General features: G+C 59.2%; 16 protein-coding genes, 1 tRNA gene and 1 pseudogene. 15 read left to right on the top strand and 3 right to left on the bottom strand.

What is annotated here, in order from left to right; translation table 11 throughout:
• The first annotated feature begins 67 nt into the window (after positions 1-67).
• Together G7066_RS12855 and G7066_RS12850 are read left to right on the top strand one after the other, a co-directional pair.
• Positions 68-3,823 carry an AAA family ATPase gene (locus G7066_RS12855; protein ID WP_244302994.1) on the top strand — a complete coding sequence of 1,252 codons (3,756 nt, stop codon included), beginning with the start codon at positions 68-70 and terminating at the stop codon, positions 3,821-3,823.
• Positions 3,820-4,023, top strand: coding sequence for a hypothetical protein (locus G7066_RS12850; protein WP_166328080.1), 204 nt, complete (start codon positions 3,820-3,822; stop codon positions 4,021-4,023). Before G7066_RS12855 ends, G7066_RS12850 begins: the two co-directional genes overlap by 4 nt.
• A gap of 13 nt (positions 4,024-4,036) precedes the next feature.
• Here G7066_RS12850 and G7066_RS12845 read toward each other — a convergent pair whose 3' ends face one another.
• Both G7066_RS12845 and G7066_RS12840 read right to left on the bottom strand, forming a co-directional pair.
• Positions 4,037-4,330: an FmdB family zinc ribbon protein gene (locus G7066_RS12845; RefSeq protein ID WP_166331478.1), complete on the bottom strand. Its 294-nt coding sequence runs from the start codon at positions 4,328-4,330 to the stop codon at positions 4,037-4,039.
• An 11-nt stretch (positions 4,331-4,341) separates the two neighbouring features.
• Positions 4,342-4,989 carry a 5-formyltetrahydrofolate cyclo-ligase gene (locus G7066_RS12840; RefSeq protein ID WP_244302993.1) on the bottom strand — a complete coding sequence of 216 codons (648 nt, stop codon included), beginning with the start codon at positions 4,987-4,989 and terminating at the stop codon, positions 4,342-4,344.
• Positions 4,990-5,065: 76 nt separating this feature from the next.
• Between G7066_RS12840 and G7066_RS12835 the strand changes: the two are divergent.
• The 13 genes and pseudogenes from G7066_RS12835 (at position 5,066) to G7066_RS12775 (ending at position 18,909) form a co-directional block, all read left to right on the top strand.
• Positions 5,066-5,994 (top strand): annotated as a pseudogene (locus tag G7066_RS12835) (UTP--glucose-1-phosphate uridylyltransferase).
• A 3-nt stretch (positions 5,995-5,997) separates the two neighbouring features.
• Positions 5,998-6,615 (top strand): GNAT family N-acetyltransferase, encoded by a 618-nt coding sequence (locus tag G7066_RS12830; protein ID WP_166331477.1) that lies wholly within the window; start codon positions 5,998-6,000, stop codon positions 6,613-6,615.
• Positions 6,616-6,672: 57 nt separating this feature from the next.
• Positions 6,673-7,731 (top strand): hypothetical protein, encoded by a 1,059-nt coding sequence (locus G7066_RS12825; RefSeq protein WP_166331476.1) that lies wholly within the window; start codon positions 6,673-6,675, stop codon positions 7,729-7,731.
• 64 nt (positions 7,732-7,795) lie between these two features.
• A tRNA-Ala gene (locus tag G7066_RS12820) sits at positions 7,796-7,868 on the top strand.
• 328 nt (positions 7,869-8,196) lie between these two features.
• The gene (locus G7066_RS17110) at positions 8,197-10,911 is read left to right on the top strand and encodes a helix-turn-helix transcriptional regulator (protein ID WP_280116171.1); all 2,715 of its coding nucleotides are present in this window, start codon (positions 8,197-8,199) and stop codon (positions 10,909-10,911) included.
• Between the two features lie 67 nt (positions 10,912-10,978).
• Positions 10,979-12,232, top strand: coding sequence for a hypothetical protein (locus G7066_RS12810; protein WP_166331475.1), 1,254 nt, complete (start codon positions 10,979-10,981; stop codon positions 12,230-12,232).
• Positions 12,233-12,538: 306 nt separating this feature from the next.
• On the top strand, positions 12,539-13,822 hold the full coding sequence (locus G7066_RS12805; RefSeq protein ID WP_205881452.1) for a hypothetical protein: 1,284 nt from the start codon (positions 12,539-12,541) through the stop codon (positions 13,820-13,822).
• A gap of 44 nt (positions 13,823-13,866) precedes the next feature.
• Positions 13,867-14,511: a hypothetical protein gene (locus tag G7066_RS12800; protein ID WP_166331473.1), complete on the top strand. Its 645-nt coding sequence runs from the start codon at positions 13,867-13,869 to the stop codon at positions 14,509-14,511.
• Positions 14,512-14,516: 5 nt separating this feature from the next.
• Positions 14,517-15,416: a hypothetical protein gene (locus G7066_RS12795; RefSeq protein WP_166331472.1), complete on the top strand. Its 900-nt coding sequence runs from the start codon at positions 14,517-14,519 to the stop codon at positions 15,414-15,416.
• 80 nt (positions 15,417-15,496) lie between these two features.
• Entirely contained in the window at positions 15,497-16,327 is an 831-nt protein-coding gene (locus G7066_RS12790; RefSeq protein WP_166331471.1) for an alternate-type signal peptide domain-containing protein, read from the top strand.
• A gap of 211 nt (positions 16,328-16,538) precedes the next feature.
• Positions 16,539-17,360 (top strand): signal peptidase I, encoded by an 822-nt coding sequence (locus G7066_RS12785; protein WP_166331470.1) that lies wholly within the window; start codon positions 16,539-16,541, stop codon positions 17,358-17,360.
• Positions 17,361-17,362: 2 nt separating this feature from the next.
• Entirely contained in the window at positions 17,363-18,238 is an 876-nt protein-coding gene (locus tag G7066_RS12780; protein WP_166331469.1) for a hypothetical protein, read from the top strand.
• A gap of 41 nt (positions 18,239-18,279) precedes the next feature.
• The gene (locus G7066_RS12775) at positions 18,280-18,909 is read left to right on the top strand and encodes a LysE family transporter (protein WP_166331468.1); all 630 of its coding nucleotides are present in this window, start codon (positions 18,280-18,282) and stop codon (positions 18,907-18,909) included.
• 36 nt (positions 18,910-18,945) lie between these two features.
• Here the strand turns inward: G7066_RS12775 and G7066_RS12770 are convergent, their stop codons facing one another.
• Entirely contained in the window at positions 18,946-19,602 is a 657-nt protein-coding gene (locus G7066_RS12770) for a pyridoxamine 5'-phosphate oxidase family protein (protein ID WP_244302992.1), read from the bottom strand.
• Positions 19,603-19,649 lie beyond the last annotated feature (47 nt).

The raw sequence follows: 19,649 nt of genomic DNA, 5'->3' as shown, positions 1-19,649 counted from the left end.
TGGCGGTGTGTGGAGTGTGGATAGGCGACGGCGGTCAGACAAGGATCGCGACGACAATAACGCGGAGATGACATCCGCGGAAACCGTCGAGCCTCGAATCGAGGGCTCGCTCGCGACCGCGCCTGACCTTGAACCCACACCTGCTGAAGACGTCAACGCTGACGACCAACTGACGGCCCCCTTTGCCGGATCCGTCACGCTCGTCGACAGCTACGCCTCCGAGCACGCTGCCTGGCGCGAAGAGCTCGCCACAATCGGTGGCGACAACCCGCTGTTGCACTTCGACGACCGCCCCGCGAACCGCATCGAGCTCTCCACCACACACCCCGGGGGCCTGCCGCAGTTCATTACGGGCAACAAGATTTTGCTCTCCGCCCTGATCCGAGACGATTTGGCTCTGCGCCACGCGCGTGCTGCCGCCGGTCGCGTGACCGACAAAGCGATTGAGATGCGTACCGTCCGCGGCCTCGAAACCGTGAACCTCGGCGTTGGCATTGCCAAGTGGAGCTTCGAAGGCGAAGACTTCTGCGCGCCGGTGCTGCTGCGCCCGCTCGCGATCCGGCGCTATGGCCGTGATTTCGAGCTGAAGCTCAAGCAGTTTCCGGTGGTGAACTCCGAGCTGATTCGCGTGCTGCGGGCGCAGTTCGGGATCAGTCTCGATGCGCGCACGCTGATCGAGCTGTCGCAATCCGAGGGTGTGTTCAAACCCCAGCCCGTAATCGATCGCCTGCGCCAGATGGTCGCGGGTCTGCCCGGGTTCGTGGTCCAGCCGCGTCTCGTTGTTTCTTCGTTCCACAACGTGTCGCAGCAGATGGTCGCCGACGCGAAGAACCTGGATTCACCAATCCTTGAGGCCGTGTGTGGCAGCGAGCCAGCCCGCAAGCAACTCGCCGACTCCTACCGTCCGGTGAGCGCAACGCCGCCCGACGAGCGAGCCCCTGAGACAGATCGTTACCTCTACGACGCAGATGCCGAGCAGGAGGACGTGCTTGCGCAGATTGACGCTGGGCACTCGATCGTGGTGCACACCCTGCCCGGAACCGGTGGCACACAGACGGTGGTCAATGCCATAGGAAGCCTGGTGCGATCCGGCAAGCGTGTCTTGGTTGTATCGCCGCGGCGCGCAACCCTTGACGGCATCACCCATCGCCTCACTCGCGCTGGCCTCACCGGACTCTCCGTGAGCCCACGTCGCCTGCGTCGTAACCTGGTTGAGTCGATCAGCCGAAACGAAAACGCACGACCCGAACAGCTGCGCGATGTCGACGAGGCGCTCGTGCGCCTGCGCGGTGTGCTGAGTGACTACCAGTCGGCGCTGTCGACGCCCGACAAGCGATTTGGGGTCTCGCCGCTTGAGGCCCTGCGTAAGCTGACGATGCTTGCCCTCAGCGACAAACCGCCAACAACAACCGTGCGGTTGGATGACCAAGCGCTGGGCCAGTTGACGCTTGACCGATCCTCTGTGGCTGAGGCACTGACCGAGGTCGCGCGTCTCGGCCAGTTCCAGTATGGGCCCGAAGATTCGCCCTGGTACGGCGTCGATTTCGCCTCGACCGAAGAGGCGCGTGCGGCGTACAGCATGGCCGTTGACCTCGCGGAATCGCAGCTGCCGCGACTCATCTCGATGGCCAACGAAGTCATTGGGCAGACGTCGATGCGGCCGTACGAGACGATCGCTGAGCTCGGCATTTTCTTGCGTCTGCTGATGGGGATCCGGGACACTCTCGACCGATTCACGCCAGAGGTGTATGACCGATCCCTCACAGAGGTGATCGCGGCGCACGCTCCTCGAGGCGGAGACGAGATGTCGGCTGCGAACAAGCGCCGCCTACGCAAACTCGCTCGTGAATACGTGCGGCCCGGTGTGCACATCACCGATATGTACTCGCGTCTGGTGCAGATCCAGCAGCAGCGTGTGCTGTGGCAGCGCTACACAACGGTTGCTGGCACGCGGCCCGAGGTGCCGCTCGGTATTTCCGATGTGGTTGTGGCCTTCCAACTGGCCTATCAGCAGCTCGACGAACTCGACAAGACGTTGGGTACGGTCACTGATCCTGCTCGCATGAAGAATCTGTCGCTCAGTTCACTCGCTGCGCGCATCTCCGATCTCTCACGCGAGTCTGAAGTGTTGCAGAACATTCAGGAGCGCACCACGATTATTGAGCGGCTGCGAGCTTCACACCTCGAGGGTCTGCTCGACGATCTGTCGGCGAGGCATGTACCTTCAGACGAGGTCGCTGCCGAGCTTGAGCTCGCCTGGTGGCAGTCCGCGTTGGAGCGCATGCTGCAGACGAATCCCGCACTACTCAGCGCCAATACGAGCGTGATTGAGCGGCTTGAAGCAGACTTCCGCCTTGTCGACGACGCGCACTCTGGCGCGAATGGCAACTTGCTTGCGGGTGCGCTCTCCGACGCGTGGCGTGTTTCTGTACTTGATCACAAGCAGGAGGCCCGTGCACTGCGGGAGTCACTGCGTAGCGGATACGTGTCGGCCGCGATGCTCGGCAAGTACGCGCCGAACCTCATGGCCGTGCTCGCCCCTGTGTGGACCATGTCGCCCTACGAGGTCGCGCAGTTGCCCGATACGATGCGGTTCGATGCCGCGCTGATCGTTGACGCGGGGGCTACGACCCTCGTTGAGAACCTGGGCGCTATCCGTCGCGCTCGCCAGGTCGTTGCGTTTGGCGACACGATGACGCAGAGCCCGATGCCCTTCCAAATGGCGGTTGGGGCTGAGCCCGTTTCTGTTGACGTTGAGGCGTTGCACGCTCGCTCCGCGTTCGCGCAGCTGGGCGAGGTGCTGCCAACGCTCACGCTCACCCGGAGCTATCGTGCGGGCGGTGAGGATCTCACGAGCCTCGTGAACACTCGCTTCTACGACGGTGCGATCCAGTCGCTGCCGTGGGCCGGGAGTTTCCTCGGTCACTCAAGCCTTACCTACGAGTTTGTGCACGGTGGGCAGGGGCTTCCCGATCAGCAGACGGGTGCGGTTGAGAGCACCGACGCTGAAGTTGACCGCGTTGTGCAGCTCGTGCTTGAGCACGCGAGTGAGCGCTCGAGTGAATCGCTCATGGTGATTACAGCGAGCGAGCGGCACGCGGTGCGCGTCTACCAGTCAGTATTGAAGGCTTTCTCGAAGTTTCCGCAGTACCGCGAGTTTTTGCTGGGCGAGCGTGCCGAGCCGTTTGCCGTGCTAACGCTTGAGCAGGCGACCGCGCAGAGCCGGGATCGCGTGATCTTCTCGATCGGCTATGGACGCACCCCGCACGGGCGTGTGCTCTCGAACTTCGGTGCCCTGGGCCAGCCGGGTGGAGAGCGTTTGCTTGCCGTCGCGATGACCCGTGCGCGTCGCGCGATGACCATCGTCAGTTGCTTCAAACCGAAAGATCTTGACGCTGCCCGCATCAAGCACGGGGTTGTCGATCTCGCCGAACTGCTGGCGCTGGAAAACCCCGCACCGGAGCCTCCGGCACTGCCTGCCGAGCGCGATCCAATGGTCGGAGAGCTTGCTGACCGCTTGGAAAAGCTGGGTCTCACCGTTGCCCTCGACTACCGGGGAGTGATTCCGCTCGCGGCCTCACTCGGAGATCGAGCAATAGCGATCGACCTTGATCTGGGCGAGGGACACGACAGCCTCCGCGACGCACTGCGCCTGCGCCCTGCAGTGCTGCGTCGCCTCGGCTGGCACTACTACCGCGTGCACAGCTTTGACCTGTTCTCCGACCCCGACGAGGCGGCGATGCGGATCGCGCGTACGCTTGGCTACACGGGTTCTGCGGATCCCTCGGACGCTCAAGCGACTGAGGAATACTCGGCGCTGTGACCGCAGACCGCAAGCCGCGTCGGGTGATTCGGCCTGCGCCCGAGGGGGTTGACCCGAATCCGTCGGACCACTCTTTGGACGCGACTGCCTCAGAAGACCGGCCCGAGGGGTGGGGCGAGAGTGGCGCTGTTTCTGGTTCTCGCAAGCCGGGTGAGAACGACGAGCAGTTGCGCCGAGATCGGCCGCCCCACTGGGGTTAGTTGGTCTTGAAAACTAGGACGCCGAGCTTGAAGAACCACTGGAGCCGGAGGAACTGCTTGAGGTTGAGGAGCCTGATCCCGAGCTACCCGACGCCGAACCTGACGAGCCAGCCGACTTCTTATCGCCCGAGGCACGGGAATCGGTGCGGTAGAAACCTGACCCGTTGAAGGTAACGCCGAGAGAGCCGAAGACTTTGCGCAGCGGGCCACCGCACTCGGAGCACACCGTGAGAGCGTCGTCGGTGAACGACTGGTAGATGTCGAAGGCGTGGTCGCACTTGGCGCATCGGTAGGCGTAGGTAGGCACAGTCCTCGAGTTTAGCCTGCGTAGTTGCTAAACAACCTTGTTTGGGTGGGAGTGATGACTCCGTGGACAGGAATGTCGTGGGTATCTGCTGGAATGTGCGCTAAGAGTTCGTCGTCGTGGATCACGGCAAAAACCGGAGGGAGCGTATCTAGTGTGGCAAGTAGTCGGTCGTAGTATCCGAGACCCCACCCCAGTCTCATGCCCTGTTCGTCAACTGCGCATGCGGGAATGATGAGTAGATCCAATTGGCCAAGGATCTGAGCTGGCAGCCTCTCGCCCACGGGTTCCTGAATGCCGTGGAGGCCACCGGCGGTGCCTGCCTCGCTGAGACGTGCCCAGTCTAGGTTGCGATCCTTTCGGGCTACGGGAAGGAAAACGTCGATGCTGTTGGTGCGCGCCCAAGCAGTGAACCCGGTGGTGTCGGGCTCGTTTGGTGTCGGGAAGTAGCAGGAAACCGCCTTGGCGTTGCGCTGCACGGAGAGCGAAATGAGTTGTGCGGTGAGCTGATCCCGGGTCTGCTGCCGCGCTGCCGCGCTTCGTGCAGCCCGGCTGGCGCGCACTGCTGTTCGGATTTGCTGCTTGGTCTGAGGCTGCACTTCGCCGTGCTGCGTCTCACGGCATCGGATTTCGCTGCGTTCGCTGCGTTGATTTGTGGGCACCCTCTCAGCCTACGGAATCTGCGCACTAAACGCCGAGAAGTTGGCGGGAAATAGCCGGGATACTAGGCTGAAGCGCATGACTGATTCTCAGCGCACGCCCGCTCGGGCAGTTACCAAAGCAGTGGTGCCCGCTGCAGGCCTCGGAACGCGGTTCTTGCCCGCGACAAAGGCCATGCCGAAGGAGATGCTACCGATCGTGGATAAGCCCGCGATTCAGTACGTCGTTGAGGAGGCTGCCGCGGCTGGGCTGGATGATGTGCTCATCATTACCGGTCGTAACAAAGATAACCTGATCAACCACTTCGACAGTGTGCCCGAACTTGAATACACGCTTGAGCGCAAGGGCGATGAGGGCAAACTTGGCAAGGTGCACGAGTCGAGTGAGCTTGCTGAAGTACACTTTCTGCGCCAGGGTCAGCCGCTTGGGCTTGGTCACGCGGTTGGGCGTGCGCGCCGTCACGTCGGCAACGAGTCGTTCGCAGTGCTGCTTGGTGACGATCTGATTGATGCGCGGGACCCGCTGCTTGAGCGTATGGTCGCCGAGCATGATGCGCGTGAGGCCACTGTGATAGCACTGATGGAGGTTCCAGAGGCGTCAATTCATCTGTATGGCTGCGCCGCGGTTGAAACCACGGATGAGCCTGATGTTGTGAAAATTACTGGCCTCGTGGAGAAGCCCGACGTGGCCGATGCACCCTCAAACCTTGCGGTTATTGGGCGCTACGTGTTGCGTCCCGAGATCTTTGATGTGATCGACACTCTCGAACCGGGACGCGGCGGCGAGATTCAGCTGACCGACGCGCTCAACTACCTCGCCGAGGGTAAGGGCGAGGGCCTGTGTATGGCGTAATTTTCCGGGGGCGCCGCTACGACACGGGCGATCGTGCTGACTGGATCAAAGCAAATGTGCTGCTCGGAGTCGATCACCACGACCTCGGTGAAGAAATCACCGAGTGGGTGCTCGGGTTTGCAGACAAACTGCGCGCGCAAAAAGCCGACGCTTAACTCATGGCTCCGCTCGGTCGCCCCATCGAAGATCCGGGAACTCTCGTTGCCGGTCGGGTAGAGGTGCGACTCGTGCGTATGTCCGACTCAGAACCACTGCGTCAGCTGCTTGCCGATAACCGGCAGTGGCTGCAAAAGTGGGAAGCGACTCACCCGTCGGGTCGAGGAGTTGTGCCCGGTTCCGTTGTTCTGCGACCGACTATTCGCTCGCTCAGACGACAGTTGAAAGCGGGAACCGGGGTGCCATTTGTGGTGCGCTACGACTCGCAAGTAGTCGGACAACTCAGTGTCTCTGAGGTGAGCGGGGGAGCGCTGCAGTCAGCACAGATCGGGTACTGGGTGTCGGAACACGTTGCCGGGCTTGGGATCACGCCCGTCTCTGTTGCACTCGTGATTGATTACCTGTTTGGCGTACTTGGTTTGCATCGTGTTGAGATCTGCATTCGACCCGAGAATACGGCGTCACTACGTGTGGTTGAGAAGCTGGGAATGCGTTATGAAGGTCGCCGTAGTGGGTATATCCACATTGATGGAGCGTGGAGGGACCACGAGTGTTTTGCCCTGACACGCGGTGAGGCTCCGGGTGGCCTGATGGCGCGGTTGACGAGAGCTGTCGATTGAGCGATTACTGAGTGTTCTCGGCGCGCCGAGGGGTAGTTCGAGGCACAAAACCGTAGTGTGAACGGCATGACAGGCGGAGGACTCGGAGGCGGCGTAATCTTTGTCGTCGCAGCGCTCCTTTGGGCTGCCGTCTTGGTGCCCGCCTGGGTTCGGCGTAGGGAATTTCGCGCGGCCGAGCGCAACGCGCTTCGACTGCAGCGGACGCTGCGGGTTCTCGCGGAGACCTCTGAGGTGCCTCAGGAGTTGCGCCTTGAGGCCACCGCAAAGCAGGCACTCGCACATGAAAAACTGCTGCGCACCGCCCAGCGTCGCCAGGAAGCTGAGCGTGATGCCGAACTGTCGGAGGCTCGCGCCGAGCAGTTACGCGCTGAGATCCGTGCCCAGCAGGTGAACCGAAAGCAGGCCGCCATTCAACGATCAGCGAAGCTTCGTCGACCTATCGTTCGGCGCGTGCGTGGTGTTGCATTCCTTGGAGCGGTTGTTGGGCTCCTCGGACTACTGGTCGGCGTAGGCGCTGCAATAGCTGGGAGCGGCACGATAATTCTGCTCTGGTCGGGAGCACTGTTTGCCGCGGCGCTCGCCGGCCTCATGCTGCTTGCTCCCGGGCGAGTGGCTGCCACTCCTGTGGTCACCGCACAAGTGACCGAGCCGGAAGTTGTTTCTTTGCCCGTGGCTGAAGAAATTGTTGCAACTGGTGAGACGGCAGAGTCGAGTGCGGCACATGCTGCGGCCCAGCGAGCTGCGGCAGAACGAATCGAGAGAGCACGTGCTCTGGCTCGCACCCGAGCCCGATCGGGCCAGCCAACCCTGCTTGAGAACCAGCAAGATTCAATGCTGCTGCAAGAAGCGCGAGAGCAGGTGGCCCGCACCCAGTCTCTGGCGGCTGATTCTGTGCAGGCGGTTGATCCCGCTGAGGTCGAACGTAATCGTGCAGCGCAGGCTGAGCAGGCAACGTTCGCTCGGGAGCAGGCCCGCACTCAAGCTCAGAAGCGAGCGCAACAAGCCCAGGAGAACGAAGCGCGCGTTCGTCTGAGTCAGATGGGTGTTGTCGGCGATACGAGCGAGGGCATGCCCGATCTCGATGCCGTGCTGCGTCGTCGTCGCAACGCAGGCTAGCCTGTAACGAACCTTTTCTGATTTCGTGAGGTGCTCCCACGGCTGGTAAAGTTGATCGCCGTAAGGGTCTGTGGCGCAGTTGGTAGCGCGTCTCGTTCGCAATGAGAAGGTCAGGGGTTCGATTCCCCTCAGATCCACTCTGTGATGAGTCGGGACATATGTCTCAGATGAGTCGCGACATGCGACACAGTTAGCGGGAGTTGGGCCAACTGCCTGGCTCCCGCTGCTGCTACATGCCCTGCTTTTGCTCATTGACGGGGTGTAGGCTTCACAACTGGTATTGCTCGCACCGCACCTTTTTGTGCTGGGGACCCTGTTTGGGGCGCACATTCAGAGGGCGGTTCGTGGGCGTATCCAAGTAACACGCAGCTGTGCATGGGCCAAGGAGCTGGCGTGATCACGCGAGAGAGTCCGCGCAGAGGGGGACAAACATCGATAGTGATTCGTGAGTCTTGGAGGTAGCTGATGGTGCATAACACCGCAATTGAAGAGAGGTCAGGCCTGGTTGAACGGGTGGTCGAGTACCTTCGCTCCGGCTTTGACGTAAACGTCGTGTCTGCTCCAGGCAATGGTGGCTCTTGGTTTCTTCACTCGCTGCAGGCGGGGCTTGAAGAGGGAGATACAGAGGTTGTGTTTTTGCCACGGGTCGGAGAACAAATACCCATTCCGAGCGCCTTTACCCAGTTTCTGGAAGGAAACACCAAAACACCGACTCAGCAGCCTGCACGAACTGAGTCTACAGAATACTCGTATGCTTCGCCAAAGGCCGTGCGCAATTTCTCTACCGTCCAGCTGGTGGCCCACTTGGCCCGTAGAGTTGGAAATCGTCCGCTTGTTGTTATCGCAGAGAACCCACAAGCGCTTACGCCCACCCTTCGTACGGTACTCACGATGTATCGGCAGCAGGCGAGGGTCAATGTTATCGCGCTCTCAAGTCAGGCGCAGCATCGGCTGATTGAAGACAGTTCGGTGATTATGGTGACGTTGCCGACCCTGTCGCTAGACGCGATTCGCAATCTGTTGCATGCAAAACTTGGCGCTCCTCTTGAGCCGGCAACGCTCGGGCGTGTGTATGCAAAGTCGGGCGGGTTGGTTGCTATCGCAGTTTCGATATGCGAGGCAGCACGAATCGAGAGAAAACTGCACCTGGTGGATGGCGAGTGGGCTGCAAAAAGCAATCTGTGGAGCGATGCACTCATTCCACTCATGATGCGCTATATCGAAGAACTTGAACCTGAAGAGATTGCAGGTCTTGAAACACTCGCTCACGCGGGAACGATCGAAATGGAAAAATCGAAGTCTCTGATCGGTGTTGCGGTTCTCGAGCGGCTTGAACTGCAGGGGATTGTGGTGTCGCACCAGGCACAAGATCGTAGGTGGATGTCGATTAACCCGCCACTGCTCCAAGAGATGCTTCTTCAGACGACCCCTCAGGCGCGGCTCGGTCTGCCTGCGAGTGCTGAAACGATCTCTGATTCGCGTATCCCGCAGCCAACACAATCGGTTCACTATCGCACCCGAATCACTCCAATAGCGCCATCGTTTTTGAATCTTTTGGCGCGCCACAAACGTGAGGAGCTTCGAGAAGCCGCATTGGGTTTTCGGGCAAACGCAACGCGTGAGAACTCGCTCCGGTACACGGCGGCAATGGTTGGTGAGCGGGTGGATCCACAAGAGATCTTGGCCGTTATCGCAGAGGGAATGGCTGCACCGGGATCCGATTATCATCTTGCTGAGCTCACGAGGTGGAAAGCCTGGCTGTACGGGTACTGCCTGCATGACATCGACAAAGCAGAAGAGATACTTTTGCACCCTGAGAACCCGGTCGATTTTCAGCAGATGCTCGGTGCGACGAGAATCGAGATGTTGCTCGACCTTGCGCAGGTTCCAACAGATGCCGCTGAGTATTTGCGCATGGATGATTCGACAGCGGAGGAGGCTTGGCCTGTAATCTGCCATACGCTTGCTGCGGTGCATCTGAACGCTGGGCGCCCAGATAAGGCCGCCGAGACACTCAGCCTCATTGCCCCCGGGCAACCAGGAGTTGTCGACCATACTTCTGAGGTGCTTTCGGGCTTCGTCGCACTCGAACTGGGTGATTTTGAACGAGCGTTTGAAATTGCGTATTGCGGCTTCGAGCGCGCCATGAGCGAACTCGACGAAGCCTCGCTGCGGGAGCATGCGCATCTGTTGACACTGCTCTTGCTGATTCGCGGTCGCAGCCAAGAAATTGTGTATCTACGGGAGCTGTTTGACGCGCTGGGTGGACCACCGCTGATCCCGAGCACCGAATACTTGGGGGCGATTGTGTTCGCCATCATTTCTGCGCGGTCAGTCGCTGAGGTGAAACGTATGCTTAAGGAACTCGAAGAATTGCGTTTGCCTGGAGGCGTGATGCGTTCTGTGTATGAAGAGTGGGGGCAAGCGAGAATCGCGGCACTCGAAGGGGCGCGGCAGCTCGCTGCTGAGGCCTGCTGGAGAAGCGCCGAAACACTCCACAAACACGGGCTGGTGGCAACCGCGATTTTGAGCGGCACGCGTTCGCTCGATCACCGTTTTGACGAAGACCGCTATCTGTTGTTGAAACATTGGGTCGTTGGGGTGCACAGTGAGTATTTGCTCGCCTATCTAGAATTTGTTGTCGCAGAGCATCGTGCGGACTGTGAGGCGCTGATTACGGTGTTGCCGAGGCTTGCCAAAACAGGACGCATCGAGCAGACGGTTCGGGCGTACGAACAGGTGATTCTTCTTCTCCGTGGCTCGGGGCAAATCGCTCGGGCGGAACAGTTCGAACGTGACGAAATGATGTTTCTTGACTCGCTTGAGCCAGGCACTCATAGGGCTGGGAAAATGGAACCCGTTGTTGCGCACCTCACCGAGCGTGAAAGGGAAGTGGCACAGTTGCTGGTGCAGGGAATGACCAGTCAAGAGGTGCACAAACACCTGGCGATCAGCATCCGCACTGTTGAGAACCACGTGCATAACATCAAGCAAAAACTGGGCGTATCGAAGCGAAGCGAAGCTATTGAGTGGCTTCGTTTGGGGTGCGCTCAGGGGTGGGATCCCTGCCGCTTGGAGGATGACTCCCAACGACCTGACAAAAACTACCTAGACCACTCTAGCCCAGCCGGTCGATTTTACTCACCTTCGCGTCGAAACTACTTAGGGCTCCCGTTTTGAGGCTTACCCGCACCTAGCGTGTTCCGTATTCATGTCTACGGGGTACGAGCGCACTAGGAGGGTGGCGATGAGCAGCAATTTAGGAGCCCACGGCGAGTTTGTAGCTAAGGGGTCGCTGCGATCCTGGTGGCGGGATCGTCGGGTGCGACTTGCTGCGGCGGTTGTCTCGGTGCTTGCCATGTTGATTGGTTCACTGGTCTGGGCGAATAGCGCACAGGCCGCAACGCACACGTTTGTTGTTGACTCGTTTGATACGAACTCCAACGCTCGCAGCGCGAATCCCAGCTCCGGAGTGTGCAAATCAGTTTCTGGGAAGTGCACATTACGTGCGGCGGTGGAAGCGTCCAATGCTCTGAACCTGCCGAAAGGACAGGTTCTGATCACGGTCGCGAATGACCTGGTTGGAAATATCGACCCAGAAAACAGTGCGGGTTCCCGCATGAATAACAGCCGGGTCTCAACGTACGATGCGGGAGCTCATTTTGAGGTGACGGCTCCTGTGACGATCGATCTCAAGAATCAGGTCACGATTCAATCGAGTGTTAACTCCATTACGACCATTTTTTACGTCAACGGCCCCGATGTTGAACTGCGCAACATGACACAGATCCTCTCCGGCCGCACCTCGTTTGTGGCGGGGTCGAACGCGCACAACATGACGATTGACGGCGGAACCACGATTACCGACAAGAATTATTACCCGGAGTCGTTCTTGGCGGTTCGCGAGGGCGCGTCGAACATTACCGTGAAGAACTATCGGATGCAGGGATACTACCCGTCGTCCTCGCTGTTTTACATTGACAACTACTCAAACAACTCCAACGCACCGATCGAAAACCTAGTGATCGACAACGTTGACATTACCTACACCGTCGGCGGTAACTGTAACGCCTGGGACGGCTCCGGTTGCCGCACCAACATTCTCGGGTTTTCGCGGCATAACCAGACCACTGAGCTGAAGGGCTTCACCTTTAAAAACTCCCTGATTTCAAACCTGACCACTCAAACTGCCTTCCCGTTCAACTCCCGGGGAAGCTACAACACGAGTGTTCGCGTCTCAGACATCAACATTTCAGGCAATGATTTTATTAACGTCCAGGGCACGGGGTCCGCGTGGTACCAGGCATTTATCTCGCTTCCGTTTGGGCCAATACCCGGCACCAACCTCATCAACAACAACAACATTGTTCGCGCCGCAGGGGGACAACCCTACGCCGTTTCGTGGGTGGTGACACGACTTCTGGCCAGCCTGCAGGTGGCGGAACACTGCAGATTGCGAACAACTACTTCAACGGGTACAACTCAAACTCGATCTATTTGAGCAACACGGGCAACGTGAGAGTCGAGAAGAATACCTTTGGTGCGCGCACAGGGAGCCAAGGTCGTCCCGCAGTAAACGAGGAGTCTTACGCAGGCGGCGGAGTAATGGTTGCTAACGCGAACAACTCGAACAGTCGAGTGCGCACGTGGTATCCCAACGGAAACGCGCAGGTGTTGACCGAAGACGCCCCGACGGTGCCGCACAGGTGAAGTCGCCGCTGGCTGAAGACGTGCCGGTGTGTGTTGCCACGGTGCCCGTACAGGCCCGACAGAGGCTCCGTTTCCTGAGGACGTTGTTGATCTCGACGTGTACTGGACAAAAGACAGAACAGCCGAGATCTATCTCGGGCGAGCCTCCGAGATTACGGGTAAAGAACAGACGTTGCTGCTGAACCTTCCGGTTGGTGAACAAGAGTTCCCTTCGACCGTGCTTGGACAAACAGACAAGGCAACGATTGTCGATGCCACGACGGGCGCGGCCGGAGGCTACGTGCGCCTGCAAACGGTAGCGACGAAGTCGGGTCAGTCTTCCCAGTATTCCCGCATCGTTGGCTTCAGCGGTAGCTGCAGACCTGAAATTACGATTGAGCAGGCGGATGATCAGAATGATCCTACGCTCGCCCGCGACCTGCACTACACGGTGAGCTCAACACTGCCTCTGAAACCAGACTCAGTGTCTGGGGCCGTCGACGCTACGGCGAAACCGGTGGCTGAAACGCTCGACGAGTCGCGGCTCAACCCACGAACTATTTCTGCTGAACCGGTCAAAGGCAGTTCGAACCGCAAGTTCACTGTGATCGCTCGTGCAGACGATTCAGCCGAGGTCGATGTGAAAATCGACGCTGAGAAAGTGCGTAGCCTCGGCGGTCTTACAAACCGCTACCCGGCAAAGAGCAACGATTCTGCGATCACGTTCCACAACCCAATTCGAGTGAAGCCGCAGACGTTTACGCTGGTGACGGGCGAACCCAAGGGTAAGGAGTATCAGTTTGCGGTAGCCGCGGGTGCGCCCGATCCGAAAGCTGATCTGAACTTCGAGGCGAGCGGAGATGCAGCGAGCGTCGAGCATAAGGTATCGCTGTCAGAAGCCTCCGCGGTTGTAAAGGCGGGGGAGAGCGCATCAACCAAGATTCGAGTCACTGCTGAGGCCTCCGAGGTTGCAGCGAACACTCCAGTTTCGTTTGCGCACACGGTAACTTCTGACGACACCAACTACGACGGCTTGGCGGTCGCGCCGTTGCTCGTGCGACTCTTCTCCGTGGATCCATCAATTTCTATCAAGAAGCGGGCTTTTGTTGAAGTGGCCGACAGCTCGACACCCGAGCAGATTATCGCTACGGGGAGAGAAGCCCTGAAGGGTGAGCGGCTCACAGACGCGCAGCCGGTGTGCTTCGTGTATGAGGTCACCAATACTTCGCGTGATGAGTGGGAAACACAGCTGACTGACGTGGCGGTCACGGACTCCGACGTTCGTCTGGGTGAAGAAGGCTTGATCGGGATCTTGCCGAAGTTAAGCGTCGGAGAAACGCGTTTGCTGGCTGCTTGCAGCGTATTGATCCCGGTCGACACCACAGTGGACAACTTCTCATGAAACTGGCCAATTTTTTCAGCCCCGCAGTGCGGAGGGCGCGAAACATGAGCTACCGGCGCAAACTTGTTGCAGGATCAGTTCTCGCCGGAGCGGGCCTGCTGTCTGCTGCAGGCATGGCCTTTGCTCTGTGGACAAGTAACGCCGCGTTTGCGGGTGGGCGTGTGACGGCGGGCGACTTCAACCTTACCTACGGTGAAGCGAGCTGGCGGCAGGTGACCCCGGGGGTAACAGATCCGGCGTCGGGTGCTTTGAAAGACGGCCCTGGCGACTTCGTGTCGATGCCGGGGGACGTGATCGAGGTTGTCATTCCAGTGACGACGACATTGCAGGGCGACAACTTGAACGCCAAAATGCTGGTGGACGCCGGTGCCGCGGCGTTCAAAGATATCGAGGCTGGCACTATCGTCGCTGGGTTCCGCGTGGAAAACGAGGCCGGAGAGCAAGCAGGCCCGGAGTCGGGCGAAGCGAAGCTCGGTGAGTCGATCACAGTGAAAGGTCTTGTTAGCAGCGATGTCGGAGTCACTGTGAACTGGCAGGTTATCGTCACGGTGCGAGTTGTCGACTTCTACCGCTGGACTGAGCAGAAGCCTCTGCTCGATTTGACTAAGTGGGATGTGGGCGGCGTAAACGTTAGTTTGCAGCAGGTTCGAGAGGGGCCGGGGTTTGTTGAGTCGGGTGATCAACAGTGAAACGTGTGACTCGAATGGTGGTCGCTGCTGGCGTGGCAGCGGGTCTCACGGCGGTCGCTCTTGGCGCGAACGCACTGTGGAGCGCCCGGATGGATGTTTCAGTGCCAAGCTTCGACCTCGGTGCCGTGCGTTTTGCGGCGACGGCCGCCCAGGACGAGTCGACTCGTGAGTATTCCAAGAACGGCGGTGCGGTTTCGGTCACGTTGCCTGGTGCCAAGGTGCTTGAGGTGCTGGAACAAACCGCGGTTGACCCGGAACCTGTGATTTGGCGCTTTACCGCGAGTGGAACCTCGCTCGGTATTACTGGCCTGAACTACAGCGTTGCGGTGAGCGAACAGCGCACAGAGCAGGGCTCTCACGATCTCAGCAGTGGTATCGCACAGCCTGGCACCGTGCTCGAACGCTCAACCCTCAAGGTTTATCGTGCAGCTGCGGGCGGCGATTGTTCTGCTGTGCCAGCGACCCCCGAGCTTGGTGAAGGCGAAACGCCACGGAACGTATATGTATACGACGCGGCAGATGTTGAGCTTCAAGCTCCGGGTGCAGCAGTCGATGGCGTTGAAACGGAACAGGAGTGGTGTGCTGCTTTGAACTGGAACAGTTTGCCTGACGGAACCTATGTCAACACGGTACAAGCGGTTGGTACTGCAGAAGACAGCAGCAACAACGGGGCAACCGATGCTTGGCACGCAGCGGTTGGGTTTCCGCCAGCTCTTGAACAGCTTGGTGTGTATAAGAGTCAGGCTCTTGCGGAGGGCGAGGCTGAGGACACGACGAAGTCGCGTGGTCACGACGATTGGTTCGCCGACCTTTACCCGGACCCTTCAGGTGAGCCCGGCATCGTCATCACCCTCAAGCCTGAGGTCACTAACCTCAACAAGTCTTTTACTCCTAAAACTAAATAATACCCGAACCTGACCCGTGTCGACGAGCGCCGACGGGGGTCTCCCTTTGAACGGCGCTCACCAATATGAGGAGAAAACAAATGACAAACATCGACAACGATCAGATCATCGTCGTCACTGAGAAGAAGCAGCGTCGGCGCGGGCTTCTTTGGGTGGCGGCTGGAACGGCTGCGCTGCTTGTGGGTGGCTCAACCTTCGCCCTGTGGTCAGCAAATGACATGTTCTCGGGTGGCACGATCACCGCTGGTGATCTCAACATCGTGACGAAGAACGACACCACGTTCTGGGACGTGTCGGGTGACCGTGCGGACGCGACCGAGACGGTTGGTAACACCGACGGTTCGCAACTGGGTCACAGCATTACCGACGTAAACACCTGGCGGATCGCCCCCGGTGACAAGCTGGCCGCATCCTTTGAGCCCACCATCACGCTCGATGGCGACAATCTGGTCGCGCGCGTTGGGCTTGATGGACTCGACAAGTTAGAGTCGGGGATCAGCGGAATGAACTACAGCTACGAGATCTACTACGGCAGCAAGCTCTTGGTAAAGGAGAGCAAGCTCCCTGAGGTGGCGGATGCGCCACTGCTGTACCTTTCGGCCACCGCTGATGGTCAAGCCGCCGGTCTCGAAGATCACACCCACGGCATTTTGGGTGAGGCAGAGCCCGTTACCGGAGTTGAGGCGCAGAAGGCTGTGTTCGGCATGCCGACGATCAAGGAAGACCTCAACGTTGTGATTTACGCGTCGTTCTACAAGAAGACCGACGAAGAGTACGCAAACGGTGACTTCGCCTACAAGCCAACCGATGAGACCGTGACCGAACGCACTGACGTGACGGCTGCAGATGTCCTTGCTGAGATGAAGGTTGCGCTCACTCAGGTGCGTGACACCGGCAAGCAGTTCAAGTAACACCAAGCCCCTTTCGAGGCCGACATCTTCCCCGAGGCCTCGGGAGGAAGGCGCCATATCTCCTTGTGGCGTCGACTGAGGCGGTACTCCCCCCAATAGTGCCGCCTGAGAGTGTCCGCTGTCTCCAACGGCGGACACTCTCATACATAAGATTTTGCAGCGCGTGCTGTGCTGTGAGCGCAGCAACCGCGCCAGAGGAAGCACTGTGATCATGAAGTACCAGCAAAACTCCGCCCGTGCTCGGGCGGGCACGCAAGCGCGCAGCTTGGGCCACTGGTCGACTTCACCCTGGCAAATTGTCGGTAGGGCAGTCATGTCAGCGCTTGTCATCTCTGCTGTCGTAGTGCTTCTTGCTCTAGTTGTTGTGCCGCGTGTGATGGGAGGGGACTCATTGACTGTGTTGTCGGGATCGATGGAGCCCACGTTTGCTCCCGGAGATGTTGTTGTGGTGAAAGGTACAGATGAGGTCGGAGTGTGTAACGACGTTTCAGTCGGGGCAATCGTGACCTACTTTCCAAAGGCCAATGATCCTGCACTGATTACTCACCGGGTGATCGGGAAAACGATAGGTACCTTCGAAGATCACACTCAGTGTCGCCTCATCACTCAGGGCGATGCCAACAGCTCTGTCGACGAGCCGGTTTCACCGACACAAGTGCGCGGTGTGTTTATGTATGGCATTCCCAAACTCGGCTGGGCACGTCAGTGGGTGGGTGAGAATCCCATGCTGGCGCTTGCTGCACTCGTTGCGGTTCTTGTTATTGCGGGTGGATGGAGCGCAACTCGTAAACCGCGAACGACCGTGATTACGGCACCTCGCCAGGGTTCGGGGATGATGAAACAAACGTCGACAACTGCCTCCGCGAAACCCGACGTAGGCGTAGTCAGGGATCGTGAGCTTCACGATCGTGAACTCAAACTGCGTGAGCGTGAACTTGAGCTGCGTGAGCGTGAACTTGCACACGCTATTGCGCGCTCGGCATCAGCCACGGATGAAGCCGCCGTAACGGCCATCCAGAGAGTCAAGGAGTAGCCATGCAAACACACGTGCACACGAGACTTCCGGATGCTCGAGCGGAAGCGCTTGCTGTGGCGTCGCGCGGCCAACGCAGGGCAAGTATCCTGGTGTGGGCGTTGACACTGGCGCTTTTGTTGCTTGGGGCCGTTGCGCTTACTGCTGCGGGCGCGATCCCAATTCTTGCGGACACCTCGGCGCTTACCGGTCTAGGCTCTCGGCAGCCCACTCCCGAGACTGTTCCTGATCAGTCTGGCAACGCTGGTGGTCAGAGCGCAACTGCTTCGGTTGAAGCAAAGTGGGATGGGCCAGTGGTGCATCTCGGCTGGGAGGGTAAACAGTATTCAACAGCTGAAGCCACTTTTGTGGGGGACCGAGTGTTGAGTCCCGGGGACCACATTGAACACACACTTTCAGTGGGGAACGCTGGTCCCTCTGAGGCAGTGGCCCAGGTGACGTTGGTGCCACACCGCAACGTGCCCGAAAAAGCGCAGAACCGGGCATTCGGCGATGACGTGACCGTGATGTGGGACGTTGCTGGGGTTTCAGGAACCGCGACGTACGGTGAATTGCTGAGAGACCCGTCTACAGCTATCGCCGAGGTGGCTGTCGCTCAGGGCGAGCAGATTGCGGTGAAGATCGGCGTTGTTATGGATTCCGCCGCCGAAACCTCTCGGGCCCTTGATGAGGCCTCGACAACCCTTGATTTTGAGGTAGATGTGCGGCTATCAGGAGCCCTCGTTCCCGGTGAAGCGCTACCGCTCGCGATCACCGGTGCGGTGCTGCCGGTTGCTCTCGTGCTGTTCGCGATCGTTTTGGTCGCACTCGGGCTGCTATTGTTTCTGGCGCGGCGGCGGAAGCGTGACGAAGAAGTCGTGGTGCGTGAAGAGGGATAACACGTGTGGGACTTGATGCGGGCGAGCAGTAAACTTGCTGGGTGGCTCCTGCGCTGTGGTTCTCTCTCTTAACGGCATCCGTTGTGATCAGCCTGACACCGGGTGCGGGTGCAATCAACACGATGTCGAATGCGTTGACAGTCGGGTGGCGGCGGTCGATCTGGGGAGTGCTTGGACTGCAACTCGCGCTGCTTGTTCACATCGTGATTGTGGCGGCCGGTGTCGGTGTGCTGGTAACTCAAACCCCCGTGCTCTTCAACGCAATCCGCTATCTGGGTGCCGCGTATCTTGTGTTCCTGGGTGTCCGTCTGATGCTCACCCGGCCAACGGAGAAGAGTGGTGATGGTGACACGACTGCTCAGAAGGGAGAACACGCCTGGTCAATGCTGCGGCGCGGCTTCTGGGTAAACTTGCTCAACCCCAAAGCGATTGTGTTCTTTCTTGCATTTCTACCGCAGTTCATCCGTGTGAGCGAGCCTCTTCTGCCGCAATACCTCATGATCGCCGGTACTGTCGTGGGTGTCGACACGATCGTGATGTGGTTCTTCTTTGCAGGCACAGCCAGACCTTTCCGGCGCTACGTTTCGAGCGAGCGTGGCCAGCGAGTGTTGAACTCAATCTTTGGAGTGCTCTTTGTCTCCGTGGCAGGTTTGCTGCTGTTTGTGCACTGACGTTTTCGGGGTGAGGATCGCGGGTGTGTGATTCGCTCACACGATCCCGCGCGGTGATTGCACGAGGGCCCGCACGGACTCGGGTTCAGGGATCCCAACCCGCAAATCGGGTGCGGCCTCAGCGGTTGCCACGGGGTCGCCGAGATGAATCACTCCCGCCCAGGCCTCACCCGCGATATCTTCGTCCTCGTCCTCTGGCCAGCCCTCCGACACCCGCAACGACCAGTGGTCGAGCGGCATTTCCAGCAGCATTGTGGCGGCCAGCTCTTTACGAAGTGACGCGCGGGTCTCTGATGTGCGACCTGGAATCAGCCGCTCAGACAAGCGTGTGAGCAGGTCTTCGTGCCGCTCCGAGTCCGCCCTAGTGAATGAACCAAAGATGACGGCGCTGCGGTAGTGCACTGACGACTCGAACGTGCTGCGAGCAACCACGAGCCCGGTGACCCTGGTGATCGCGACCGATGCTTTGGCACCTTCAAGGTGTCGCATCCACCGGGATCCGGTTGAACCGTGAATGACGAGTTGCCCATCAAGAAGCGCGAAGGCCGTCGGAAAAATGAGTGGCCCGCTGTCGCCGGTGTAGGCGACGTGAGCGAGAGTTGTGCTCGCACAGAGGGCCTCAAGGTCGGCGTAATCGTTCGACATTTTCTCCGGCATGCGCTGCGGGATGAGCGTAGCTGCTGGTTGTTCCATGGTGATCTTTCTTCGAGACTCGCTCAAATCTGAGCCGATACAGCAAC

Origin of the sequence: Leucobacter coleopterorum, from assembly GCF_011382985.1 — a bacterium.
Taxonomy (GTDB): domain Bacteria; phylum Actinomycetota; class Actinomycetes; order Actinomycetales; family Microbacteriaceae; genus Leucobacter; species Leucobacter coleopterorum.
The sequence above is the reverse complement of the archived record's forward strand: the minus strand, read 5'-3'. Positions and strand labels throughout refer to the sequence as shown.

Coding starts and splice junctions, on each gene's coding strand:
- G7066_RS12855 (WP_244302994.1), top strand. CDS start 68: ATGACATCCGCGGAAACCGTCGAGCCTCGAATCGAGGGCTCGCTCGCG.
- G7066_RS12830 (WP_166331477.1), top strand. CDS start 5,998: ATGGCTCCGCTCGGTCGCCCCATCGAAGATCCGGGAACTCTCGTTGCC.
- G7066_RS17110 (WP_280116171.1), top strand. CDS start 8,197: ATGGTGCATAACACCGCAATTGAAGAGAGGTCAGGCCTGGTTGAACGG.
- G7066_RS12810 (WP_166331475.1), top strand. CDS start 10,979: ATGAGCAGCAATTTAGGAGCCCACGGCGAGTTTGTAGCTAAGGGGTCG.
- G7066_RS12800 (WP_166331473.1), top strand. CDS start 13,867: ATGAGCTACCGGCGCAAACTTGTTGCAGGATCAGTTCTCGCCGGAGCG.
- G7066_RS12790 (WP_166331471.1), top strand. CDS start 15,497: ATGACAAACATCGACAACGATCAGATCATCGTCGTCACTGAGAAGAAG.
- G7066_RS12785 (WP_166331470.1), top strand. CDS start 16,539: ATGAAGTACCAGCAAAACTCCGCCCGTGCTCGGGCGGGCACGCAAGCG.
- G7066_RS12780 (WP_166331469.1), top strand. CDS start 17,363: ATGCAAACACACGTGCACACGAGACTTCCGGATGCTCGAGCGGAAGCG.
- G7066_RS12770 (WP_244302992.1), bottom strand. CDS start 19,602: ATGGAACAACCAGCAGCTACGCTCATCCCGCAGCGCATGCCGGAGAAA.